This is a genomic window from Pseudoxanthomonas helianthi, assembly GCF_017939625.1.
Taxonomy (GTDB): domain Bacteria; phylum Pseudomonadota; class Gammaproteobacteria; order Xanthomonadales; family Xanthomonadaceae; genus Pseudoxanthomonas_A; species Pseudoxanthomonas_A helianthi.
Genome location: NZ_JAGKTC010000001.1, coordinates 1644223 through 1665648, shown reverse-complemented (window position 1 = coordinate 1665648; position 21426 = coordinate 1644223). Strand labels below are relative to the sequence as shown.

The window sequence follows — 21426 nt, the reverse complement described above, 5'->3', positions numbered from 1 at the left end:
CTCAGTGGTTGGCGACGCGGGCCTGGGCGAATCCGTTGCGGATCTCGTCCAGCGCCGCGAGGCTCCGCGTCGTGGTGTCGGACAGGTCCGCCTTCCAGCGTGAGGGATCGGCGCCGAGTTGATCCTCGGTGATCGACATCAGCCGGTCGGCCAGGGTCGCCAGCCGGATCGCGCCCACGCTGACGGCCACGCCTTTCATCGCGTGGGCCTGGCGGTGGATGGCCGGCGTGTCGACCTTGGCGATCAGTTCCAGCAGCTGGCGGTTGAGGGTGACCAGGTCGCCCATGCCGTCGGTGATCATCGAGTACAGGAACTCGGGGTTGTCCTTGATTTCGCGCAGCGCCTCGATCGCCGCGCCGTCGATGTATTCGACCGGCACCGGGCTCAGGTGCGGTCCGCGCGCCGCCGGCCGGGCCGGTGCCGTGTTGCCATGGACCACGTGGCCGGCGAACAGCCCGGCCAGCGCGCCACGCAGCTTGTCCAGGGTCACCGGCTTGTACAGCACGCCGCTGGAACCCAGGTCTTCGAGCAGCCGGCGCGTGATCGAGGTGGTGTCGGCGGTCAGGAAAAACGTCGGCGCGGTCTTGACCCGTCCGAAGGTGTAGGTCTGGTACACCGTGGCGCCGTCCATGTCGCCCATGTTGTAGTCGAGGAACACCACGTCGAAGTTCTCCGCAGCCAGCTTGCGGATCGCGTCTTCGCCGCGGATCGCGGTGCTGACCACGTGGCCGTCCTTCTCCAGCATCTCCCGGATCAGGTTCAGGTTCAGCGTATTGTCGTCGGCGACCAGGATCTTCTTCGGGCTGACCGTCGGCGCCGCGACCTCGGGGGCGACGACGACCGGCGTCGACGAGGCCTGGTCGATGGTCATCGCCAGCTCGAAGGAGAACACGCTGCCCAGGCCTTCGATGCTTTCCACGGTAATGTCGCCGCCCATCTTGCGGACCAGTTCGCGCGCGATCGCGGCGCCCAGGCCGGTGCCGCCGAACTTGCGCTGGGCCCCGGATTCCACCTGATAGAACGGCTCGAAGATCCTTTCCTGGTGCTCCGGCGCGATGCCGATGCCGGTGTCCGAAATGCCGAAACGGATGCGGTAGGTGGACGGCGTTTCGTCGATCAGCTCCACGCGCAGGCCGATGGTGCCCTCGGCGGTGAACTTGACCGCGTTGCCGGCCAGGTTGATCAGCACGCCGGTCAGTTCCTGGAAATGGCCCTGCACCGGGAACCGGATGCGCTCATCGAAGTCCAGTTGCACGGCCAGCTGCTTGCTGGCGGCGATCGGCTCGATGGCCTTGATCACGTAGTCGGCGGCGTAGTCGACGTTGAATGCCGTCTCCGGCGACAGGTCCTTGCCGGCATCCAGCTTGGACAGGTCCAGAAGCTGGCGGATTTCCGCGTCCAGGGCCTGGGCCAGGTGCAGGATCGAACCGGCCCGGTTGATCGCCGGCGCTTCGCGGGATTCCAGTTCGATCAACTGCGCCGCGGACACGATGCCGGTCAACGGCGTGCGCAGCTCATGGCTGACCTTGGCCAGCAGCTGGGACTTGGCCTTGCTTTCGAACTCGGCCAGCGACTTGGCCGTCTGGATCTTGCGGATCAGGGTCGCGCCGTACAGCGGGACCGCGATCAGCAGGATGACGTGGCTCAAGGCGTACAGCGCGTGTTCGCGCCATTCGGGGGAGCTGACCAGGACCACGCCGAAGCCGACCAGGGACATGACCTGGCACAGGTGCATGGCCACCGCGCCGATCCGCAGCCCGAAGCCGAGGATGGTGAACAGGTAGAAGCCGACGAACAGGACCGAGGTATGCCCCGAGACGAACATCCACGACGACAGCAGCAGCGGGTCGAGCACCGCGGTGATCAGCACCAGGTCCCACGGGCTGAACGGCGCCGAACGCCGGGAGAAGTAGCGGGTCAGGAAGGCGTAGGCGAAATACAGGCCCAGCATGGAGACCACGGCCAGGTTGTGGCCGACCGCCTCGGTGGGGCCGAACAGGTAGACGCCGATGCACACCAGCGCGAGAGGCAGGCCGAATCGCACGCGCAGGTCCGCCTGCGCGATGACGGCGCTCTTCAATTCGTCTGGATGGGTGCTGCGATCCAAGTCGAATACCCTTAACCTATGCGTTCGGGGTTGCAAGAACCTTGCCAAATCATACAGACGGGGCGAAATATGAACGAAAAGGACCGCATTCTCGACCGTCTCAGGACGATGCTGCAAGAACGTTTCGACGCGGATCCGAACCAGGTCACGGAAGAGACCAAGCTGTCCCAGCTGGGGGTGGACTCGATCCTGATGGCCGACATGATGATCGATATCGAGTCGGACCTGGACTTCACCTTCAAGACCCTGGACCTGCCCAAGAACCCTTCGGTGGGCGACGTGGTGCGGTTGATCCAGGAATCCATGCAGCCGGCGGGCTGACGGGATTCGGCTCGGTTCTTTTTTGCCGCTCGACTGAAGCAGTCGGGTTTCGGCTCAAGCCAGTCGTTCGGGGCCGATGACGGTGCGCCCGGGCGGCGCGCGCAACGCGGCTTCGACCAGTGCGTCGGCGATGCGTTCGGCGCGGCTGGGGCGCCATTTCGTTGGCAGCGGGCGCAATGCGTGCGCCAGGGTCAGAGACCCGATTACATCAGCACCAGAGATGAACAAAATGGGGACGGAGGGACCTAAGCACTTAATTCCCTCCGTCCCCTTTAGGTCGCGCGCGCAGATGAGCAAAGGTGGCCTGCACGCCTACGCGTTTGAAATCGTCAGAAACCCTACCGAAGCGTTTTCGACACTGTTGGCATTCGATCCGGATGGCGCGTCTCTTTCTAACGACACGCTGGATGACATCCTTATGGCGATTCACCGAAAGGAAGGTCTGCCAGAGGACAGCACCATAGAAGAGAAATTCGGCATTCGCGTCCGGCGGGTCCGTCATCCCTCTAGCGCACAGCGGGATCAACAGACGCTGCGCAGTGCGATCAGGCAATTCTTCGAGGACTTAACGGCTAGATCGGCGGCCGGATTACCATGATCCTTGGACGCAAAGCCAAGTACTTCTCTCGCACTGACCTGCTACCTCAAAGCTCGAATCAGATGTAAGTCAAGAACTACCACTCCGCCCACCAATCCTCCCCTGTACAATCGTCCGCATAGGCGCTCTTGCTGAAAATCCGATATGCGGGCTCTAGATTCAAATCACTATCTTATGGAAGTCCGCCTAAAGCGAGAAATGATTCCTGCTTCGGACCAGTTTCCATTTTCCCTGCCTCTCGTAAATCGCTTGGACGGGCTGGTATTGCACCCAAAGATCACTTATCTCGTCGGCGAGAACGGTAGCGGGAAGTCAACCCTGCTAGAAGCAATCGCAGTTGCATGGGGATTCAACCCTGAGGGAGGCACAAGAAACTTCGCTTTCCGTACCCATGAATCTCATTCCGTACTACATGAGTACCTGAGATTGCAGAGGGGAATTCGAAAAGCCAAGTCTGGGTTCTTCCTGCGTGCCGAGAGTTTTTACAACCTAGCTACAGAAATCGAGCGGCTGGATGCAGGGCCTGGGGGGCCTCCGATCATAGACTCATATGGAGGAAAATCTCTGCACAAGCAATCGCACGGAGAATCCTTCCTCGCCGTAATGATGCATCGATTTAGCGGTAATGGGCTCTATATCTTAGATGAGCCCGAAGCGGCCCTGTCCCCCAGCCGACAGTTGGCGATGCTCGCAAGAATGCATCAGTTGGTCCAAGCTAATGCGCAATTTATTGTTGCGACGCATTCACCAATCTTGATGGCCTACCCAGACTCGTACATTTATCAAATCGATGACGACGGCTTACATAGAACCGAGTATGAGAAGACCGAACATTACATAGTGACCAAGTCTTTTTTAGGCAACTACAAGCATCAGCTTGTCCATATATTGGAATGAAGAACCAACCCTACGAATGACTCAATCCCTCTGGCTGTAGCTCTGGATGTTTCCTGTAAATAGGATTGGCGATCAAGAGAATAAGTTCGCCTAATACCCGACCTACTGCCATACGAAACTCTTCCATTTCGTCAACAGATCCCTCTTCAGCCACTAGCACAACCGCCTCATTTAAGAGACGGTTGACCTCAAGCACACGTACGCTGATCTTCTCCGCAAGAACCTTGTCAGAAATCATCACTTACCCTCGCATCCGTTTTCGGCCATGCACTTGTTCAAACAATTCCAAAACTTGAATCCATCATTTCTTGAAGGAAGTGAAGACTCAGAGCATCGCGCAATACAGTCGTTTTTTACTTGCTTACAATCAATTCCGTCTTCGCACACTCCATTTAACTGACTACTTATTGCCTGTTCCAATCTATCGATCACCCCAAGTGGGGACATCATATAGATGGATTCCAGCACCTCATCTGCCGTAACTTCAGGCAACTTGGGCAGCTCAACTCGCGGCCAGCCATCATCGTAGTACCTCGGCGGCAAATCGGGGTTTCCTGCGTTCTGGTTCTGTGATCGGTAGGGGTTATAGGCACCCGCGGCACCTGTGGACGTCGTCGACCCTGGGCCTACGACCGTAGAGGATTGCAGCCCAAGAGGGTCGATCATCATCGTTGGGCGGCCAATGCCATAGGCGTAGGTGCTGATTCCCCCACGAATGCCGATTCTGTCGGACTGCGCGTATCGCCCGGATGCTGGGTCGTAATCTCTGAAGATGTTGTAGTTCAGTTTGCTTGTCGTGTCATTCCGCTGACCCGGAAATCTCAGATCAAATGCAAATTGACTACCATCTCCGTCCGGATCCGGATTAGCTGGACTCGCGCCAAAAGCCTCCCCCTTAAATTCCCACGTCCACACCGACACGTTTCGCACTGGGTCGATCACCACACGCGGTGTACCTAAATGATCTGGCTCGACGTAGTGCAACTGGTTGCTGGCGAGCACTCCCACCGGCATATCATCCATCCAGATGACTTGCTGGACTGCTGAACCATCGTCGGCATATTCGCCGAGCCAATGCCCGGCTTCGTCATACAGCGCGTACTTGCTGATCGCGCCGCTCTGGCGCCGCACCTGTTCTCCTTTACCGTTGTAGCCATATTGCTGGGCCAACACTCCTGCGTTCGACACGCTAGACATGCGATTTGCCGCGTTGTACTCGAACCCCTGCGCTCCGATTGCCGTCGTGTTTCCGACCGCATCATAGGTTCTCGCTACAGAGCCAATATGGTTGAGCCGATGGCTGGCGCTCGGATATGTGTATGCTTGCGTTCCAGCGCTATTGATAAAGCTAGTGCGATTACCAGTTTTATCGTAGGTGTAGCTCTCAATCACGACATTGGTAGGCTGATCCCTGAAGGCGGTTAACCGATTCAACCCATCGTAGTCGAAGGTCGCGACCGGAATCGCCGGATTCGCCGCGGGGGTTAGCTGGGTCAAGTTGCCCACGGCATCGAAACCGAAACCCAGATCTAGCCCACCTGCAGCTATGTCCTGGATAGCAACAGGCTGGTAGTTCTGGTTGTATCCGCGGTTCAGTCTGCGGCCGTTGCCATAGGTCCAGCCAGTAACGGGCCCAAACGGCGCATAGCTGACTTGGCTAAGCAGCACCTCGCGCGAGCCGGGGACGCGGGTGACGCCCACATCAGTCACCCGACCTTGTGCGTCGCGTCCGTAGTCGACAACGGTGCCATCTGGATATGTCAAGCCACTGAGCTGACCGGCGGCGCTGTATGTGTAGCGTAGAGTGAAGGTTTGTCCATTCGTGGTCTGAACCTTGCGCACCAAGTAGCCGAAGCGGCTATAGCAATACTGGGTGGTGCCGCTGCCGTCGCTCATCTGCGACAGCTGGCCGATCGCAAAAGTTTCACCCACACCACAGACTGCGGCCGTCGCATCGTATTGGTAGGTCACGTTCAGTGAAGGATCGGCAGCATAAGTGACGCCAGCCAGACGGTTCAGTGCGTCATAGGCGTACTCCGCCGTGACGCCACGAGCATCCGTCTGGGTCTTGCGATTGCCCGCACTGTCATAGGTATACGTTGTATTCCCCGTGTCGGGACTACTTAGCTGCGTAAGATCGCCAAAGCCGTTATAAACGTAGGCGGTATCCAACCCTTTCGGATCGGTAACTTTGGTCAAGTTGTCCAATGCATCGTATTCGAACTTTGTCTCGGCCTCGATGCCACCCACATCCTGCAACGTTCTGATTAACCGATTGAGAGGATCTTGATCATTGTTGGTCACTCGCCCCAAGGCATCGGTAACCGTATCGCTGTTGCCATTGGCGTCGTAGACAAAATCCGTGGGATTGCCTTGAGCATCGGCTAGAGTTTTCAGCCGACCCAACTGGTTGAATACCCGCGACAAGGTGCGCTTCAGGTTGCCCTGAGGATCTTTAGTGTCCTCCCGGATCTGTTTGCCCGCATTGTTCAGGGTGTAATGAATCGTATTGCCGGCGTTATCGGCAATGTCGGTTAGCTGGTCTGCAGTGTTGTAGGCATAGGTGATGTAGGACCCGCCCGGCTGCGTCACCTTCTTCACCAAGCCGTTAGGCCAGTACTCCAGACTTGTAATGGCGTCGTCCGTCTCGACGGCATCATTGGACCCTCGTACCTTGCGCGCAGCCAACCAGCCGCGCGGGTGATACTCGAAATCCGTTACCACGCCGTTTTCGTCTTTTACAGAAAGGACGTGACCTGCCGAGTCATACTTCAGCGTCTCGACAGTTTGGCCCAATGCGTTGGTGACCTTCCATAGATCTCCTTTCCGGTGCGGGCAGGTAGCTGGCGCCGTAGCGCAGCTCGCATCGTTACTGGGGTAATAGGTATAGCTCGTGATGTCCGCCACATCCGTGCGTGGCCCATCAACTTTGATCACCAGGCCCACGCGAGGACAGGTCCCGGCGGTGACCCCCGCCGATTCGCAATAGGTAGTCGTTGTTGTGCGGGAAGTGCTGACCACAGGATCAATCTGTGTCGCGGTCAACTCCTGTCCGCGAGCGTTGTAAGTCCAGGTCTCCTTGGCAGCCAGGGCCCCGGACGCATCAAAAACACGACGCTCCTTAACTTTCCCGAATTTCGTATCGCGGTCAGTCTCGATGCGCCGCTGCTGCGGCGACCCCACGGCTACCGTTCGGCTATTTTCGTACAGCGCGGCATACCCGTAGTTTGTTATCGACCCTCTTGCGTCTGCACGCTTCACGAGCCGGCTATTGGCGTCGTATTCGCCTCCGATCGCTCCGGAACTGTCGACAATGGATAGCGGGTTCCGATTTACGCCACCGGAGAATTCGTAAGTGCGTGTATCCCCGGAAGCCGTCTGTACGACCGTGTGCGTCTCGTCAGGATACTGATACTGAGTGACGTCTATTTCGGATCCCGGATTGCCCGACGACCTGTAGGTGAGCCTTCCCGGCTCGTCATATCCAAAACTTCTGACACGCTGCCCACTTTCGGAAAGAATTCCCGTCAATAGGTTTGAGTCAGCTGCTGCCGCGAGCCCTGGCTCGCCATACAGGAATTTGCGCTGGTAACCAGCACTCCCATTGATTTCAGAGATATTCCCCGAAGCGTCGTATGAGATGGTAGTACTTTGTCCGCTCCCGGAGACGGATATCAGCTGCGACAACGCGTAATTTAGATTGACTACACGCCCACTCGGTGTCTTTAGAGAGACGATCCTTCCATCATCATCTCGGGTTATCTTGGTCAGTACAGATCCGATGGGACCGAATGAGGCGACCAGTCCGTCATAATCAAATCGATATTCGTAGCCGTTGGTCCGGTAGGAGTACGTATCGTCTGCGTTGATCCAGACCAGCTCACCGGGACGCCCATTCACAGCGTATGTCGTGCTGCTCACGCTCGTGAGCGAGACAAATTTCCCAGGAAAGAATTCCAGAACCGGACCGTCAACCGTTTCGTGAATCTTTCTCTCTATGCTCAACGCCCACGAGCGCAATGTAGAAATATAGGTTAGGTCTACGTGGACGCCTTCAACGGAGATCAGGCTCTCACGAACAGACTGAGATCCATCTGCAGAACTGGCGCCTTCACTTTCACATGCGTCGCACGCGTAATTGATTCTTTTATAGATGACATAGTTACCAGGGTCTTCACAAATATTTGGCCAGCCTTCACTCTGAAGATTTAGGCCGTTTACATAATCCATGTTGGCCTTGGTTATTCGTCCGGGCGGGCAACGGTATACATCGTGCTTGTAGAAATGGTCTTCCTCGACATAAATATTCTGGCCATTGTTGTAGTTGGCCGTGTATTTTGCGGTTTTACCCGCCCAAGTGAGCACTCCGTATCTTTCTGTAAGCCCGTCAAGTCCTATCAGAAAGTAGCCCCCGTATTCGATTGCCACATCCCAACTTCCAACAACTTCAATTGGCGCATACGTGGTATCCGGATAGTGATAGTCGTTGGAGTCCATCCAAGGCCCAAAAGCCTGCAGAAATTCCGATTCCGAGCTGCATTTTGACTTCTCGAAAGGATCGCCATACGACGTGCATGGCGTGTTCATTTCCTGGCTTGATTGGCTCTCGAACGCAACATGCCCATATGCCGATGGGAAGAACTCTTCAGGGGGCGTCAGATCCGCAGATTCGTACCAATAGCGAAGCACTGGAACATCGCCTACTCCCGATACGTACTTTGTATCGAAGTCACTTTCCGTCAGAGTTAGCTTGTGGCCATGGGCGGCCAATGTCGCTGCATCAAAAGCTTCCTTGAAGGATGCGAAGCACTGATCCCCAGCATCGCCCTCGTAACAGTACATGTAGGAGCTGGTCGCAGTCGCCGACGTTGATCCCGTCGCCTTCGCGCTGGTGACACCACCGAAGCCAAGATAAAAAGCTGTGATCAACAGCCCAGTCAAAAGGTAGTTCTTGGACTCAAATCCCATGACCCTGCACTCCCTTGCGCAATCGTTTGTTTGTTACCAGGCGGACGGGGCTTGATGCTGCTCCACGTGGCGCCTACCCAAATCCTCTGCTTCATGGATCCGCGCACGAGGAAAGCAGCCGAATGCCCCCTCGCTGCGGCATATGGACCTGTAACTTGATACTGATGGCTGTGCGCTTGCGAAAAGCATCCTGCTTTCATACGCTCCCCGAGTCCATTCAAAGCTCAACGCCCCACTCCGGGCGGAGTCCTTAGCAGATCCTATCGACCTTATAGATCAACGTCATGTGAAATTTATGACCGCTTGACACAAGTGGTAAAAGAGCGCGCTCTCGAGTCCGGAAGCCTCAGCGCGTATCCTCCTGGCTAAGCGTTCCAGCACCTAGGGACTCCAAGGTAGCTGCCCCGCCAATTCCGACAGGTACTAGAATTCTTTTGGAAGAAAGCGGCTCCGCTTGGTCCTCCCGACTAGTGCCTCATGGAAGGTCACATTCTGAGTCAGGCCACAGTCGCTGCACTGACGTTCTGGCTTACGCAAGAATCTTAGACGGTCATTTGATGAGAGTCCCAACGCTCCGTGAGAGGATTCGTGATGCAACCAAAAAGAGGGACGGAGGGAATTAAGCAATTTGATCCCCTCCGTCTCCCTTTTGGCTCACCGATCAGGCCAACCGTTCAGGACCGATGACGGTGCGACCCGGTGGCGCGTGCAATGCGGCTTCGACCAGTGCGTCGGCGATGCGTTCGGCGCGGCTGGGGCGCCATTTCGTTGGCAGCAGCGGGCGCAAGGCGCGCGATAGGGTCAAGGCGAAGGCTTCGCCGGGCCGGTGTTCTTCGCGGTGGCCGTCGATGAGACCCGGTTGCGCCAGCACCAGCGATGGGTAATCGAGCGCGGTGAGCGCTGCTTCCAGTTCGCCTTTGACCTGGCTGTAGAAGATGGATGAGCCTGCGTTTGCGCCGACGGAGGAGTTCAGCGCGTAAATGCGTGCGCCACGGGCGCGGGCGAGTCGGGCGACGTGCAGCGGGTAGTCGTGATCAACGCGGCGGAAGGCGTCTTTGGAACCGGCCTGCTTGATCGTGGTGCCCAGCGTGCAGACCACGGCGTCCACCGACCACCATTCGGCGTCCTCAGGCAACGCGTCGAAGTCCACCACCGGGTTGAGCAGGCGCGGATGGGCGAAACCCAGCACGCGCCGCGTCGGCGCAATGACCTGCGTAACCAGCGGTTGCGCCAGCAGTCGCTGCAGCACCAGTTTGCCGACCAGACCGGTAGAACCGACATGGAGGATTTTCATGCGGCCAGATTACACGCATGCGCCAACCGTCGAGGCGGGTTTCAACCCGCCTTGCACGGATTTCGCTCAGGGCTTGCCGGCATCCTTCCCTGCCCGCAGTTTCCGCGCGGCTTCCACGTACTTGGCGGTCTTCGGATTGTTGGCATTCCAGCGTGGGGCGTTCGGGTCGTTGGCGATGGTCAGCAGAGCCAGCGCCACGGTGCGGTCGATCGCCGCCATGTTGGCGTAGTCGATCTTGTCCCAGGTATCGGCGGCGCCGTGGTAGTCCGGGAACTCGTAGGCGACGCTGATCGTGTGCGCGGGCACACCGAGGTCGGCGAGGGCCTGGTTGTCGCTGAAGGCGAAATAGCGGTCGCTGTTCACGGGATGCTTGGTGATCTTGGTGCCGGTCAGTTCGCCGGCCTCGCGCAGGACGTCGCCCACTTCGGAATAATCGGCGCCGGTGACGGCGGCGGCGCGCACCTGCGGGCCTTCGCTGTCGTCGGTGCGGCCGATCTGTTCGAGGTTGATGTCGGCCACGGTGTCGGCCACCGGCACCAGCGGGTGCGCGCCGTAGTAGCGCGAGCCCACCAGGCCGTGTTCTTCGCCGAACACGGTCATGAACACGATGCTGCGCTTCGGCCGCACTTTCTGAGCGGCGAAGGCGCGCGCCAGTTCGATCACCGACACGGTGCCGCTGCCGTCGTCGTTGGCACCGTTGAAGATCGGGTCGTCGCCCTTGCCTTCGCGGATGCCGATGTGGTCGTAGTGGGCGGTGACCAGCACGTAGGTCTTGCTCAGTTGCGGATCGGAGCCGCGCAGCAGGCCGACCACGTTGCGCACGATGAGGGGTGCCGGCGCGTTGGCGTACTGGGCGCGTTCGCGTTGCGGAGCGATCTGGCGCCAGTCGGCGGTCTGGAAGTAGCCGTCGTCGCCCAGCGGCTCCAGTCCCGCGACGCGGAATTGCGATGCGATGTATTCGGCGGCGACGTCGAGCCCACGCGACGGCGTGCCGCGTCCTTCCAGCGCGTCCGAGGCGAGGAAGGACAGGTGCCCGCGCAGGGAGTCGGCGGAAATGGCGGACAGCAGCTGCGCCTGTTCGGGCGGCAAATCGGGCTCCGCGCCTCGCACGGAGGAGAACACGAACACGCCCGCCACGAATGCAGCGCTCAAAGTCTTGAATCCCGGCATTGCCATTTCCCCTGGGTGGAATTTGCGTCGCAGTCTAGCGTGCCGGCGCGCGATGGCGTGGCGGTAATTCCCTCGCCCGACAATTCCCGTCCATCGCAGGCGGGTCATGACCGCCCTACCCCACTGGCGTCGTCAATGCTCGAGCAGATGCATCGATAGTTGGACATGCCGCCATCGTGGGCGGCGGCGCGGTATCGCGGCGTCGGCGCGCGTCGCGATGGCATATAGAAATTCCCTCGCCCGACGATCCCCGCCCATTGCAGGCGGGTCATGACCCGCCTTACCCGGTAGGGCGGGTTTTAACCCGCCTTACGCGAGTTGCCGGGTAGAGCAGGCTTTAATCCACCTCGCGGGTAATACGAAACGTCGCATCAGTCAATGCATCCCGCCATCGAGTTGAGCTGACAAAAACTAGAGTTTTCCAACATATCAATCCGACCAAGCGTCGCTTCCCTTATTCCCTTCCTTGCCCGTGCAACCCGAGAGACCATTGGCGGAATGATTGAATTCGCAAAAGTAGCAAACTCAATAACGTCTGCAACACAACTTGGTATTCGATAGCCCTTTGAGCAGCTTGAGATAATTACATCTGCATCTCTGAGCTTCGCTACCACAATTGACCTAAATCTATGATCGCTTACAGTCTCTCCAAGTTGAGCTGCGATCTCTCGCTTTAGAGTATAGGTCGATAAAAATTCACCCGGATCGCTCACCGAATGATGGGCCAGCAATGCATCCAGAAATACCACTCTTGCCACTTCATCTTTGTCATGGATGTTTCCTGCCACACGATCTATGTACTCTTCGGCTCGCATTACGCAATAACGTCGAACACTCTCATCATCTTCATTTGAGAACTCGCTTACCGGCAAGTTCCCGTCACTTCTCCCGCTTGGCCACAAGGTCACCGAAATACGTTTTCCCAAAACCGACTTCAATTCTCCGCTTCGAGGAGACGCTTTCTTTTCATCATAAATTCTCGCAAGGCTGCCAGCGTATATGTCGGCAACCTGAAGAAGAACGTGATCTTTGCTGTCCCCGAAATCGAATCTCGTGTCAGAAAAAAAGTCCCCTTTGAACTTACTGCCTAGATAAGACTTGAGCTCATTTCGGAAGGACTCACTCCCGTGCTCATCAATAAGAACATGTATATCCGCCGCACATCTATCAATTCTCTTATACAACGCGGATGCAAAGAACTTAATGAAACTCTTCTTAAACATTAGGCCAGAATTTTTATCCACATCTTCTTTTCGTGCACAGAAACCAAATACGAACGTGTCAAGTTTCGATATGTCTCGAAGCAATTTAAGACGTCGCTCGTCGTTCGATCCGATCAAGCTTGACTTCATTTCTCCAGATTGGAAGTGTTTTTTCCGTATATCTTCTGCAGACGCTTTCGCACTATCTAAAACTCGCTCTCGAACACAAACCGCGGCAACTATATAAGTCGAGGAGACACCATTTTTCGCGACATCCAAATTGGCATCGCCGAACTCGTCAATAAACACATGTAGTCGCTCCATGGCCACCCTCCCTATAAGCAAAAAGGCCGGATCACAAATGCTGTGATACGGCCTTCCGAAGCATCAACATCACTTCTTTCTAAAGAACAATCTACCCGCACTTGCTGTAACCGCAATTCAAGCAAGTCGCACACCCATCCATCAACACCAGCGCCTTGGTATTGCACTTGCTGCACATGCTCGCGCTAGGCGGGAAGCTGGCGCCGTCGCCGGTGACGGAGATGCTTTCGGCGTCGCTGGTGACCGGGCCGGTGACGACCACCGGCTCCGGGATCACGTCAGAGTTTTTTTTTGAACGCTCTTCGTACTGCTTGCGCTTCTCGGCCAGGATCGCGCGCTGGTGCGCGCTCATTTCCGGGTCGTGGATCAGGCCGATCGACTTCATGTGCTCCTCGACGATCGCGCCGAGTTCCGCCACCAGCGACGGCATGTACACGCCGCCGGCCTTGAAGTAACCGCCGCGCGGATCGAACACCGCCTTCATCTCCTCGACCAGGAAGGTCACGTCGCCGCCCTTGCGGAAGACCGCGGACATGATCCGGGTCAGCGCGACGATCCACTGGAAGTGGTCCATCGACTTGGAGTTGATGAAGATCTCGAACGGACGGCGCAGCTCGTGCTCGGTGCCGGCGTTGAGCACGATGTCGTTGATGGTCACGTACATCGCGTGCTCCACCAGCGGCGACTTGATCTTGTAGGTGCTGCCGATCAGCACTTCCGGGCGCTCGATGCGCTCGTGCATCTGGATGATGTCGGCCACCGGCAGTTCCGCCTCGGCCTTGGCCCGGCTGATCGACTCGCCCTGCACGACCGGCGCCGCTTCGCGCGCCTTGTCTTCCGGGGTGAGGACGCTGTAACCCTTGATTTTCTTGTCGATCTTGACGGCCATTGGCTTGAATCTCTGCGTTGCTGTGTTGTTGTTTTGGTTTGGTTTGTCGCGGGAGAGAGGCGGCCCTCACCCCAACCCTCTCCCGCAAGCGGGAGAGGGGGAATGCCGGATCACTTGTCCGACTTGGTCTTCTTCTTGCGCAGGTCGGCGGCGTGGGCGCGCTTGTAGGTCTGGATGTCCTTGAACGTGCCGTCGGCCGCGCGCACCGCGTACAGCTTGGTGCCGCTGCTGGAACGCATCGTGGTGCGCTTGCCGGCCTTCTTCACCGCTTTCTTGGCGGCCTTCTTCGCCGGCGCCTTCTTCGCAACCTTCTTCACCGCCTTCCTGGCTGCCTTCTTTGCTGGCGCCTTCTTCGCGACAGCCTTCTTGGCGACCTTCTTGGTGGCTTTCTTCGCCGCCTTCCGGGCCGGAGCCTTCTTGCCGGCGACCTTCTTCTTCAGCACGGCCACTTCCTTCTTCGCGCTGGCGCTGGCCGCCGCGAGCTTCTTCTTGGCCTTGGCCACCGCCTTCTTCACCGCCTTCTTGGCCGGCGCGGTCTTCTTGGCCACGACCTTCTTCGCCTTGCTCGCCGCCTTGCCGGCCGCCTTCTTCGCCTTCGCCACGGTGGCGCTGGCGGTATTGGCCACTGCGCCGCCGATCTCCGCCGCCTTTTCCTTCACGCTTCCGGCGACATCGGACAGGGTCGCCGTCACACCATTGCCGTTGCTCATATGCCCTCCTGGGGGCGCGGTTTGCGGGGTTGTTGCGGCTTGGATGCTATACCTGTTTCGGGCGGACTGGCAGCAAGGAAAACAAGCGAAAAGCCGGCCCTCACCCCCTCAGCCGCCTGAAGCGGCTTCGAGCTCTCCCGCACGCGGGAGAGGGGGCGCGGCGCGGCTCAGAACTTGCCGTAATAGCCTTCCTTCAGCGCGTCGAACAGGTTGGCGGCGGTGTGCAGTTCGCCGTCGTACTCGATCTGCTCGTTGCCCTTGACCTCGATGGTGCTGCCGTCTTCCAGCTCGAAGCGGTAGGTGGTGTTCTCCAGGTCGGCTTCCTTGACCAGCACGCCCTGGAAGGCGGCCGGGTTGAAGCGGAACGTGGTGCACCCCTTCAGGCCCTGCTGGTGCGCGTAGCGGTAGATGTCCTTGAACTGCTCGTACGGGTAGTCGGTGGGGACGTTGGCGGTCTTGGAGATCGACGAGTCGACCCACTTCTGCGCCGCGGCCTGCACGTCGACGTGCTCCTTCGGGCTGATGTCGTCGGCGCTGATGAAGTAGTCGGGCAGCTTGGCGTCGGGGTCCTCGCTGAACGGCATCGCCTTCGGGTTGACCAGTTCGCGGTAGGCGAGCAGCTCGTAGCTGTACACGTCGACCTTTTCCTTGGTCTTCTTGCCTTCGCGGATCACGTTGCGGCTGTAGTGGTGGGCGAACGACGGCTCGATGCCGTTGGAGGCGTTGTTGGCCAGCGACAGGCTGATGGTGCCGGTCGGGGCGATCGAGCTGTGGTGGGTGAAGCGGCTGCCGATCTCGGCCAGCTCGTCGACCAGGTCGGGGGCCACCGCCGACACCCGCTGCATGTAGCGGCTGTACTTGGCGTGCAGCACCTTGCCCGGGATCTCCTGGCCGACCTTCCAGCCGTCGGCGGCCATCTCCGGACGCTTGCGCAGCATCTCGGCGGTGACGGTGAACAGCTCGGACATGATCGGCGCCGGGCCCTTCTCCTTGGCCAGGTCCAGGCCCATTTCCCAACCGGCCACGGCCATGTCGCGGGCGATGCGCTCGGTGAACTCGCAGGACTCGGCGCTGCCGTACTTCATCTTCAGCATGGTCAGGGTCGAACCCAGGCCGAGGAAGCCCATGCCGTGGCGGCGCTTGCGCATGATCTCGTCGCGCTGCTGCTGCAGCGGCAGGCCGTTCACTTCGACCACGTTGTCGAGCATGCGGGTGAACACGCGCACGACTTCCTTGTATTCCTCCCAGTCGAAGCGGGCCTGTTCGGTGAACGGGTCGCGCACGAAGGTGGTCAGGTTGACCGAGCCCAGCAGGCAGGCGCCGTACGGCGGCAGCGGCTGCTCGCCGCAGGGATTGGTGGCGCGGATCGATTCGCACCACCAGTTGTTGTTCATCTCGTTGACGCGGTCGATCAGGATGAAGCCCGGCTCGGCGTAGTCGTACGTCGAGACCATGATCATGTCCCACAGGTGGCGGGCGCGGATGTGGCCGTAGATCTTGCACGCCACCAGGCCGTCGTCGCGGCTGATGTAGTTCTTGTGGGTCGGCCAGTCGCGCCAGACCACCTTTTCGGCGTCTTCGAGGTCGATGTCGCCCTGTTCCTTGGCGTTGACCGGGAACACCAGCGGCCAGTCGGCGTCGTTCTCCACCGCCTGCATGAAGCCGTCGGTGATCAGCAGCGACAGGTTGAACTGGCGCAGGCGGCCGTCCTCGCGCTTGGCGCGGATGAAATCCTTCACGTCCGGATGCGACACGTCGAAGGTGCCCATCTGCGCGCCGCGGCGGCCGCCGGCCGAGGACACGGTGAAGCACATCTTGTCGTAGATATCCATGAAGGACATCGGGCCGGAGGTGTACGCGCCGGCACCGGCGACGAAGGCGCCCTTCGGCCGCAGCGTGCTGAATTCGTAGCCGATGCCGCAACCGGCCTTCAGGGTCAGGCCGGCCTCGTGGACCTTGTCGAGGATGCCGTCCATCGAATCCTCGATGGTGCCGGACACGGTGCAGTTGATCGTGCTGGTGGCGGGCTTGTGTTCCTGCGCGCCGGCGTTGGAGGTGATGCGGCCGGCGGGGATGGCGCCGCGGCGCAGCGCCCACAGGAAGCGCTCGTACCAGTAGGCGCGCTTGTCTGGAGTGGCCTCGGCCTCGGCTAAGGCACGGGCGACGCGCTGGTAGGTGCCGTCGATGTCGGCATCGATGGCGACGCCGGCCTTGGTCTTGAGCCGGTACTTCTTGTCCCAGATGTCCTGCGAAGCCGGCTGCATGGGGATTTCCCGCGTCGCGATGGTTTTCACTGCCTCCAGGCGCACCGTGCTCATTTCGTGTTGCTCTCCCTGATGTTGCTTGTCGTTATTGGTTTTTTTGGTCGCGGTGCGGCGCCGCCCGTCCTTGCCTGGTCCTGCCCCGGACGTCGCGCCGACGCCGCCCGGTCGCGGGGGTCGGGCCCCCGCCAAAACTGGATGTTCCACATTGTCCGCACGGGCCGCTAAGCCTGTGTATTCCTGCTTCCCCGTTACTTTTCCCCATCTGGCGGCTTGAATGGAAACCCCCATTGCTTGGGTTTGTTTCACGCCAGAAACGCTATATGTAGTGGTCGAAGCCAGGCCCGAACGCTACGCCCGCCGATCCGGGCTGTCAACGGGATTTTGCTTCTGGCCTCATTCCGCGGGCTTCTGCCGACGAACGGGCCGGGCCGCCCTTCGACCCGGCCGGGGACGGCGCGCCGGGCCCAGAACTTCATCGCGGGTTTAGCGGTCGATACGCACACTCGCCGCCCTCCGCCGGGCGCCGAAAACCGCCCGTGGCCCGTATCCTGACCTCATGAACGATCCGACCCGCCGAACCATGCGCCCCCTGCCCACCCTGCTTGCCCTGACCGCCGCCGCCGCGTTCGGTGGCTTCGCCGCCACCGGCCTGCGCGAGACCTTCGACCACCCGGCCCAGGCCGCCCCCGCGCCGGTCGCCGCGGCCGCGCTGCCGGCCGCCGCCGGTTCGCTGCCGGCCGCGGTCAATGGCCAGGCGCTGCCTTCGCTGGCGCCGATGCTGCGCAAGGTCACCCCGGCCGTGGTCAGCGTGTACAGCCGCCAGACCGTGCGCGTGGCCAGCCCGCTGGGGCCGTTCGCCAACGACCCGATCTTCCGCCGCCTGTTCGGCATCCCGGCGATGCCGCGCGAACGGGTCGAACGCGCCCTGGGCTCGGGCGTGATCATCGATGCCCAGCGCGGCCTGGTCCTGACCAACCACCACGTGGTCGAGAACGCCGACGGCGTCTCGGTGACCCTCAGCGACGGGCGCAGCGTCGAGGCCGAATTCCTCGGCTCCGACCCCGACACCGACATCGCGGTGATCCGCATCCCCGCCAACAACCTGACCGCGATCCCGCTGGCCGACAGCGACCAGCTGGCGGTCGGCGATTTTGTCGTCGCGGTCGGCAATCCGTACGGGCTGGGGCAAACGGTGACCTCGGGCATCGTCTCGGCGGTCGGCCGCAGCGGCATTCCGGTGGCCGGCTTCCAGAACTTCATCCAGACCGACGCCAGCATCAACCCGGGCAATTCCGGCGGCCCACTGGTCAACCTGCAGGGCCAGCTGGTCGGCATCAACACCGCCAGCTTCAACCCGCAGGGCAGCATGGCCGGCAACATCGGCCTGGGCTTCGCCATTCCGATCAACCTGGCCCGCAGCATCAAGGACCAGCTGATCGCCAACAACGGCGTGGTCAAGCGCGGCACCCTGGGCCTGGAGAGCCAGGATGTCGATGCGCGCCTGGCCAAGGGCCTGGGCCTGGATGCGCCCAGTGGCGCGGTGGTGACCCGGGTGTTCCCGGGCTCGGCCGCGGCGGCGGCAGGCGTGCAGGCCGGCGATGTGGTGCTCGCGGCCAACGGCCAGCGCATCGGCGACAGCCGCGCGCTGCACAACTTCGAAGGCCTGCAGGGCGTCGGCAGCCGCGTGGTCCTGGACCTGCGCCGCAACGGCAAGCCGCTGCAGCTGACCGCGACGCTGAAGGAACAGGCGCGCAACGCGGTCGGCGCCAGCCTCGACCCGCGCCTGGCCGGGGCCACCTTCAACGAACTGGACGAAGGCACGCGCCAGCAGCTGCGCGGCATGGGCGCCGCCGGCGGCGTGCAGATCGGCACGGTCGAGCGCGGCAGCCGCGCCTGGAACAACGGCCTGCGCCAGGGCGACATCATCTTCGCCAGCAGCAGCGGAGACTTCGGCGACCTGCCCGCGTTCCGCGCCAGCTTCGAGCGGAAACCGGCGCAGCTGGTGCTGGGCGTGCTGCGCGGGGGCGATCGCGGCCAGTTGCTGATGCAGTAGCCAAGATCCTGTGGGAGCGGCCTTGGCCGCGAATGCTTTTCGCCGGATTGGTGGAAAAGCATGAAAAGCATTCGCGGCCAAGGCCGCTCCCACAACAGCCGTTTCCGCAGCGGATTCTCATAACAGGTTGTTCATGGCCTTGCGCTAGATTGGCGGAACCCCGCAGAAGGAGTTCCGCCATGACCGCCAATTCCGCCACCGACGACGTCAAGGCCAGCCTGGGCGAAGCCGGATCGCACCTGAAATCCGCCGCGGCCGCCGCAGGCGAAGCGCTGAAGGGCGCCGCCGGCGCCGCCAGCGACGAACTGCGACTGGGCAAGGCCAACGTGAAGTCCGAACTGGCCGACAGCGCGCTGGCCGGCATCAGCGCCGCCGAATCCGGCGGTGCCGCCGCCAAGGAACAGATGGACGCGTTGATGGACAAGGGCCGCGACCTGATCGACAGCGCCGCCGACCTGATCCGCGAACGCCCGCTGGCTTCGTTCGGCGTGGCCTTCGCCGCCGGCTGGATCATCGCCAAGCTGGCCCGCAGCGGCAGCAAGGACTGAGCCGCGAAGGCGTGAGTCCCTCCGACGATCCGACGTCCGCTGGCGACGACGGCGAGCGCCCCGCGCCGGCTTCGCTGGAAGAAAGCCTGCGCCGGGTCGCCGGCGCCGGACGCGAAAGCCTGTCCGCCGCCTTCGACAGCGGCCGCGCCTGGCGCGGGCTGGTCGCCGCCGATCTCGCCTTGGCCCGCAGCGCGCTGGGCCGCGCACTGGCCTGGGTCGGCGTGGCCATCGCCTTCGGCGCGTCGTCGTGGCTGCTGCTGATGGCGGCGCTGGTGTCGTTGCTGCAACGCTTCGGCATGTCGTGGCTGGCCGCGCTGAGCATCGCCGCGCTGCTGAGCTTGGGCGTGACCGCCTTCGCCGGCTGGCGCGCGATGGCCTATTTCGAACACACCAAGCTCGACGCCACCCGCCGGCAACTGGCGCGGCTCGGCCTGGGCGGCCACGACGGCGACGACGAGGACGCATGAACTTCGAAACCCTGCAGCGCCGCGTGCAACGCCGCGAACGCATGGTCGAAGGCCGCGCGCAGCAACTGGGCGAACGCTGGGCCGCGTTGAAGACCGGCTGGCGCGAAGGCTGGACGCCGTGGCGCATCGTTTCCGCGGGACTGATCGCCGGCTTCCTGACCGGACGGGCCGAACCGCTGCGCGCGCTGACCGGCCCACGCGTGCTGCAGATGATCGGCGCGGTGTCGTCGCTGTTCGCCAGCGTGCAGGCCGCGGCCGCCGGCGAAGCCGCCGAGCAGGCGGCCGAAAGCGTGGCCGAGGCGCCGTTGCCGGAAGAGCCGCTGGTCGACGAAGCCTTCGACGCCGCACCGGCGCCGACCGCACCGCGTCCGGCCGAGGCGGCGACCGAAGTTTCCGAACGCTGAAACGCCGCCGGGCGCCACCGCACCCCGCACGCCCGCGCGCATAATCCGCCTCCCTGCCGACGGATTCCCACCCGTGACCGACGACACCCGCGCCGACGCGATCGCCACCGCAGGCCAGGTTTCCGCCGGCGAGAATCCGCCCATGCGGCGCCGTCCGCGCGCGCCCGCTTCGATGGTGGTGCTGGCGACGCTGGCGGTCGGCTACACGCTGTGGCTGGCCCAGGCGCTGGTGTTGCCGGTGCTGCTGGCCCTGTTCCTGTCGCTGATCGGCGCGCCGATGCTGCGCGTGCTGGACAAGCTGCGCCTGCCGCGCGCGCTGGGCGCGCTGATCCTGCTGCTGGGCGGACTGGCCGGCGGCGTGGCGCTGGTCTCGCAGCTGTGGGAACCGGCGGCCTCGTGGTTCCATGACGCGCCGCGCGAACTGCGCCAGCTGGCGCCGAAGTTGCGCGAGCTGACCAAGCCGATGCAGGACGCCAACCGTGCGGCGGAGAATTTCGCCCGTGCGGCCAGCGGCCAGGACGGCCCCCCGCTGAAGATGGTCGGCACGGCGCAACCCGATCCGTACCGCGCACTGACCACGGCGCCGCGAGCGGCCGCATCGGTACTGGCGGTGGTGCTGCTGACCTACTTCTTCATGGTCTACGGCGGCAACCTGCAACGCGGCACCCTCGGCCTGCTGCCCGATTACCAGCAGAAGCGTTTCACCGTGGACCTGCTGAAATCGATCGAACAGGCGCTGTCGCGCTACGTGCTGACCATCAGCCTGATCAATGCGGTGTTCGGCATGGTGTTCGCCGGCGCGCTGTACCTGATCGGGATGCCGCCTGGCGATGCATTGCTGTGGGGCACTGCTGCCGCGCTGCTGAACTTCGCCCCGTTCGTCGGTCCGCTGATCGGCATGATGCTGATGCTGGGAGTGGGCCTGGTCAGCTTCGACACGCTGTGGCAATCGCTGCTGCCGACCGGCGTGTACCTGGGCCTGCACCTGATCGAAGGCCAGATCGTCACCCCGATCGTGCTGGGCCGGCAGATGCACCTGTCGCCGCTGGTGCTGGTGCTGGCCCTGATGCTGTTCGGCCTGATGTGGGGCTTCACCGGCCTGCTGCTGGCGGTGCCGCTGATGGTCTGCGCTAAACTGGTGCTGCAGCGCATGCAGGGCCTGGAAGGCTGGGCCCGGCTGCTCGAATGAGGGCACGGCGTAGAATGTGCG

18 protein-coding genes are annotated in these 21426 nt (G+C 61.4%); 8 read left to right on the top strand and 10 right to left on the bottom strand.

The window, feature by feature from the left end; genetic code table 11:
- Nucleotide 1: 1 nt before the first annotated feature.
- Entirely contained in the window at nt 2-2107 is a 2106-nt protein-coding gene (locus tag J5837_RS07570; protein WP_210536056.1) for an ATP-binding protein, read from the bottom strand.
- Between the two features lie 69 nt (nt 2108-2176).
- Between J5837_RS07570 and J5837_RS07565 the strand changes: the two genes are divergently transcribed.
- A complete protein-coding gene (locus J5837_RS07565; protein ID WP_210536055.1) occupies nt 2177-2428 on the top strand; it encodes an acyl carrier protein in 252 nt (83 codons plus the stop codon).
- Between the two features lie 54 nt (nt 2429-2482).
- Here the strand turns inward: J5837_RS07565 and J5837_RS16490 are convergent, their stop codons facing one another.
- Nucleotides 2483-2605: a hypothetical protein gene (locus J5837_RS16490; RefSeq protein WP_280518202.1), complete on the bottom strand. Its 123-nt coding sequence runs from the start codon at nt 2603-2605 to the stop codon at nt 2483-2485.
- Nucleotides 2606-2717: 112 nt separating this feature from the next.
- Here J5837_RS16490 and J5837_RS07560 point away from each other — a divergent pair, with 112 nt between their 5' ends.
- Nucleotides 2718-3026, top strand: a complete 309-nt coding sequence (locus J5837_RS07560) for a hypothetical protein (protein ID WP_210536054.1) — start codon at nt 2718-2720, stop codon at nt 3024-3026.
- A gap of 198 nt (nt 3027-3224) precedes the next feature.
- Entirely contained in the window at nt 3225-3923 is a 699-nt protein-coding gene (locus tag J5837_RS07555) for an AAA family ATPase (RefSeq protein WP_210536053.1), read from the top strand.
- 10 nt (nt 3924-3933) lie between these two features.
- Here the strand turns inward: J5837_RS07555 and J5837_RS07550 are convergent, their stop codons facing one another.
- The 8 genes from J5837_RS07550 to J5837_RS07515 all read right to left on the bottom strand — a co-directional run bounded on the left by J5837_RS07550 (nt 3934) and on the right by J5837_RS07515 (nt 16798).
- Nucleotides 3934-4161 (bottom strand): hypothetical protein, encoded by a 228-nt coding sequence (locus tag J5837_RS07550; RefSeq protein ID WP_210536052.1) that lies wholly within the window; start codon nt 4159-4161, stop codon nt 3934-3936.
- A complete protein-coding gene (locus J5837_RS07545; RefSeq protein WP_244755708.1) occupies nt 4161-8891 on the bottom strand; it encodes an RHS repeat-associated core domain-containing protein in 4731 nt (1576 codons plus the stop codon). The genes J5837_RS07550 and J5837_RS07545 overlap by 1 nt, the downstream gene beginning before the upstream one ends.
- A 661-nt stretch (nt 8892-9552) precedes the next feature.
- Entirely contained in the window at nt 9553-10185 is a 633-nt protein-coding gene (locus J5837_RS07540) for a Rossmann-fold NAD(P)-binding domain-containing protein (protein ID WP_210536051.1), read from the bottom strand.
- A gap of 66 nt (nt 10186-10251) precedes the next feature.
- Nucleotides 10252-11355, bottom strand: a complete 1104-nt coding sequence (locus J5837_RS07535; RefSeq protein ID WP_210536050.1) for a M28 family peptidase — start codon at nt 11353-11355, stop codon at nt 10252-10254.
- Between the two features lie 371 nt (nt 11356-11726).
- Nucleotides 11727-12881, bottom strand: a complete 1155-nt coding sequence (locus J5837_RS07530; protein ID WP_210536049.1) for a DUF3800 domain-containing protein — start codon at nt 12879-12881, stop codon at nt 11727-11729.
- Between the two features lie 91 nt (nt 12882-12972).
- Nucleotides 12973-13770: a TSCPD domain-containing protein gene (locus tag J5837_RS07525; RefSeq protein ID WP_210536048.1), complete on the bottom strand. Its 798-nt coding sequence runs from the start codon at nt 13768-13770 to the stop codon at nt 12973-12975.
- 110 nt (nt 13771-13880) lie between these two features.
- Nucleotides 13881-14480: a hypothetical protein gene (locus tag J5837_RS07520; RefSeq protein WP_210536047.1), complete on the bottom strand. Its 600-nt coding sequence runs from the start codon at nt 14478-14480 to the stop codon at nt 13881-13883.
- A gap of 167 nt (nt 14481-14647) precedes the next feature.
- Nucleotides 14648-16798 carry an adenosylcobalamin-dependent ribonucleoside-diphosphate reductase gene (locus J5837_RS07515; protein WP_210536046.1) on the bottom strand — a complete coding sequence of 717 codons (2151 nt, stop codon included), beginning with the start codon at nt 16796-16798 and terminating at the stop codon, nt 14648-14650.
- 526 nt (nt 16799-17324) lie between these two features.
- Between J5837_RS07515 and J5837_RS07510 the strand changes: the two genes are divergently transcribed.
- The 5 genes from J5837_RS07510 to J5837_RS07490 all read left to right on the top strand — a co-directional run bounded on the left by J5837_RS07510 (nt 17325) and on the right by J5837_RS07490 (nt 21405).
- Nucleotides 17325-18797: a Do family serine endopeptidase gene (locus J5837_RS07510; protein ID WP_210536045.1), complete on the top strand. Its 1473-nt coding sequence runs from the start codon at nt 17325-17327 to the stop codon at nt 18795-18797.
- Nucleotides 18798-18976: 179 nt separating this feature from the next.
- Nucleotides 18977-19345, top strand: a complete 369-nt coding sequence (locus tag J5837_RS07505; protein WP_210536044.1) for a hypothetical protein — start codon at nt 18977-18979, stop codon at nt 19343-19345.
- Between the two features lie 11 nt (nt 19346-19356).
- A complete protein-coding gene (locus tag J5837_RS07500) occupies nt 19357-19812 on the top strand; it encodes a phage holin family protein (protein ID WP_210536043.1) in 456 nt (151 codons plus the stop codon).
- Nucleotides 19809-20216, top strand: coding sequence for a hypothetical protein (locus J5837_RS07495; RefSeq protein WP_210536042.1), 408 nt, complete (start codon nt 19809-19811; stop codon nt 20214-20216). Before J5837_RS07500 ends, J5837_RS07495 begins: the two co-directional genes overlap by 4 nt.
- Nucleotides 20217-20358: 142 nt before the next feature.
- Nucleotides 20359-21405 (top strand): AI-2E family transporter, encoded by a 1047-nt coding sequence (locus J5837_RS07490; protein WP_210536192.1) that lies wholly within the window; start codon nt 20359-20361, stop codon nt 21403-21405.
- Nucleotides 21406-21426 lie beyond the last annotated feature (21 nt).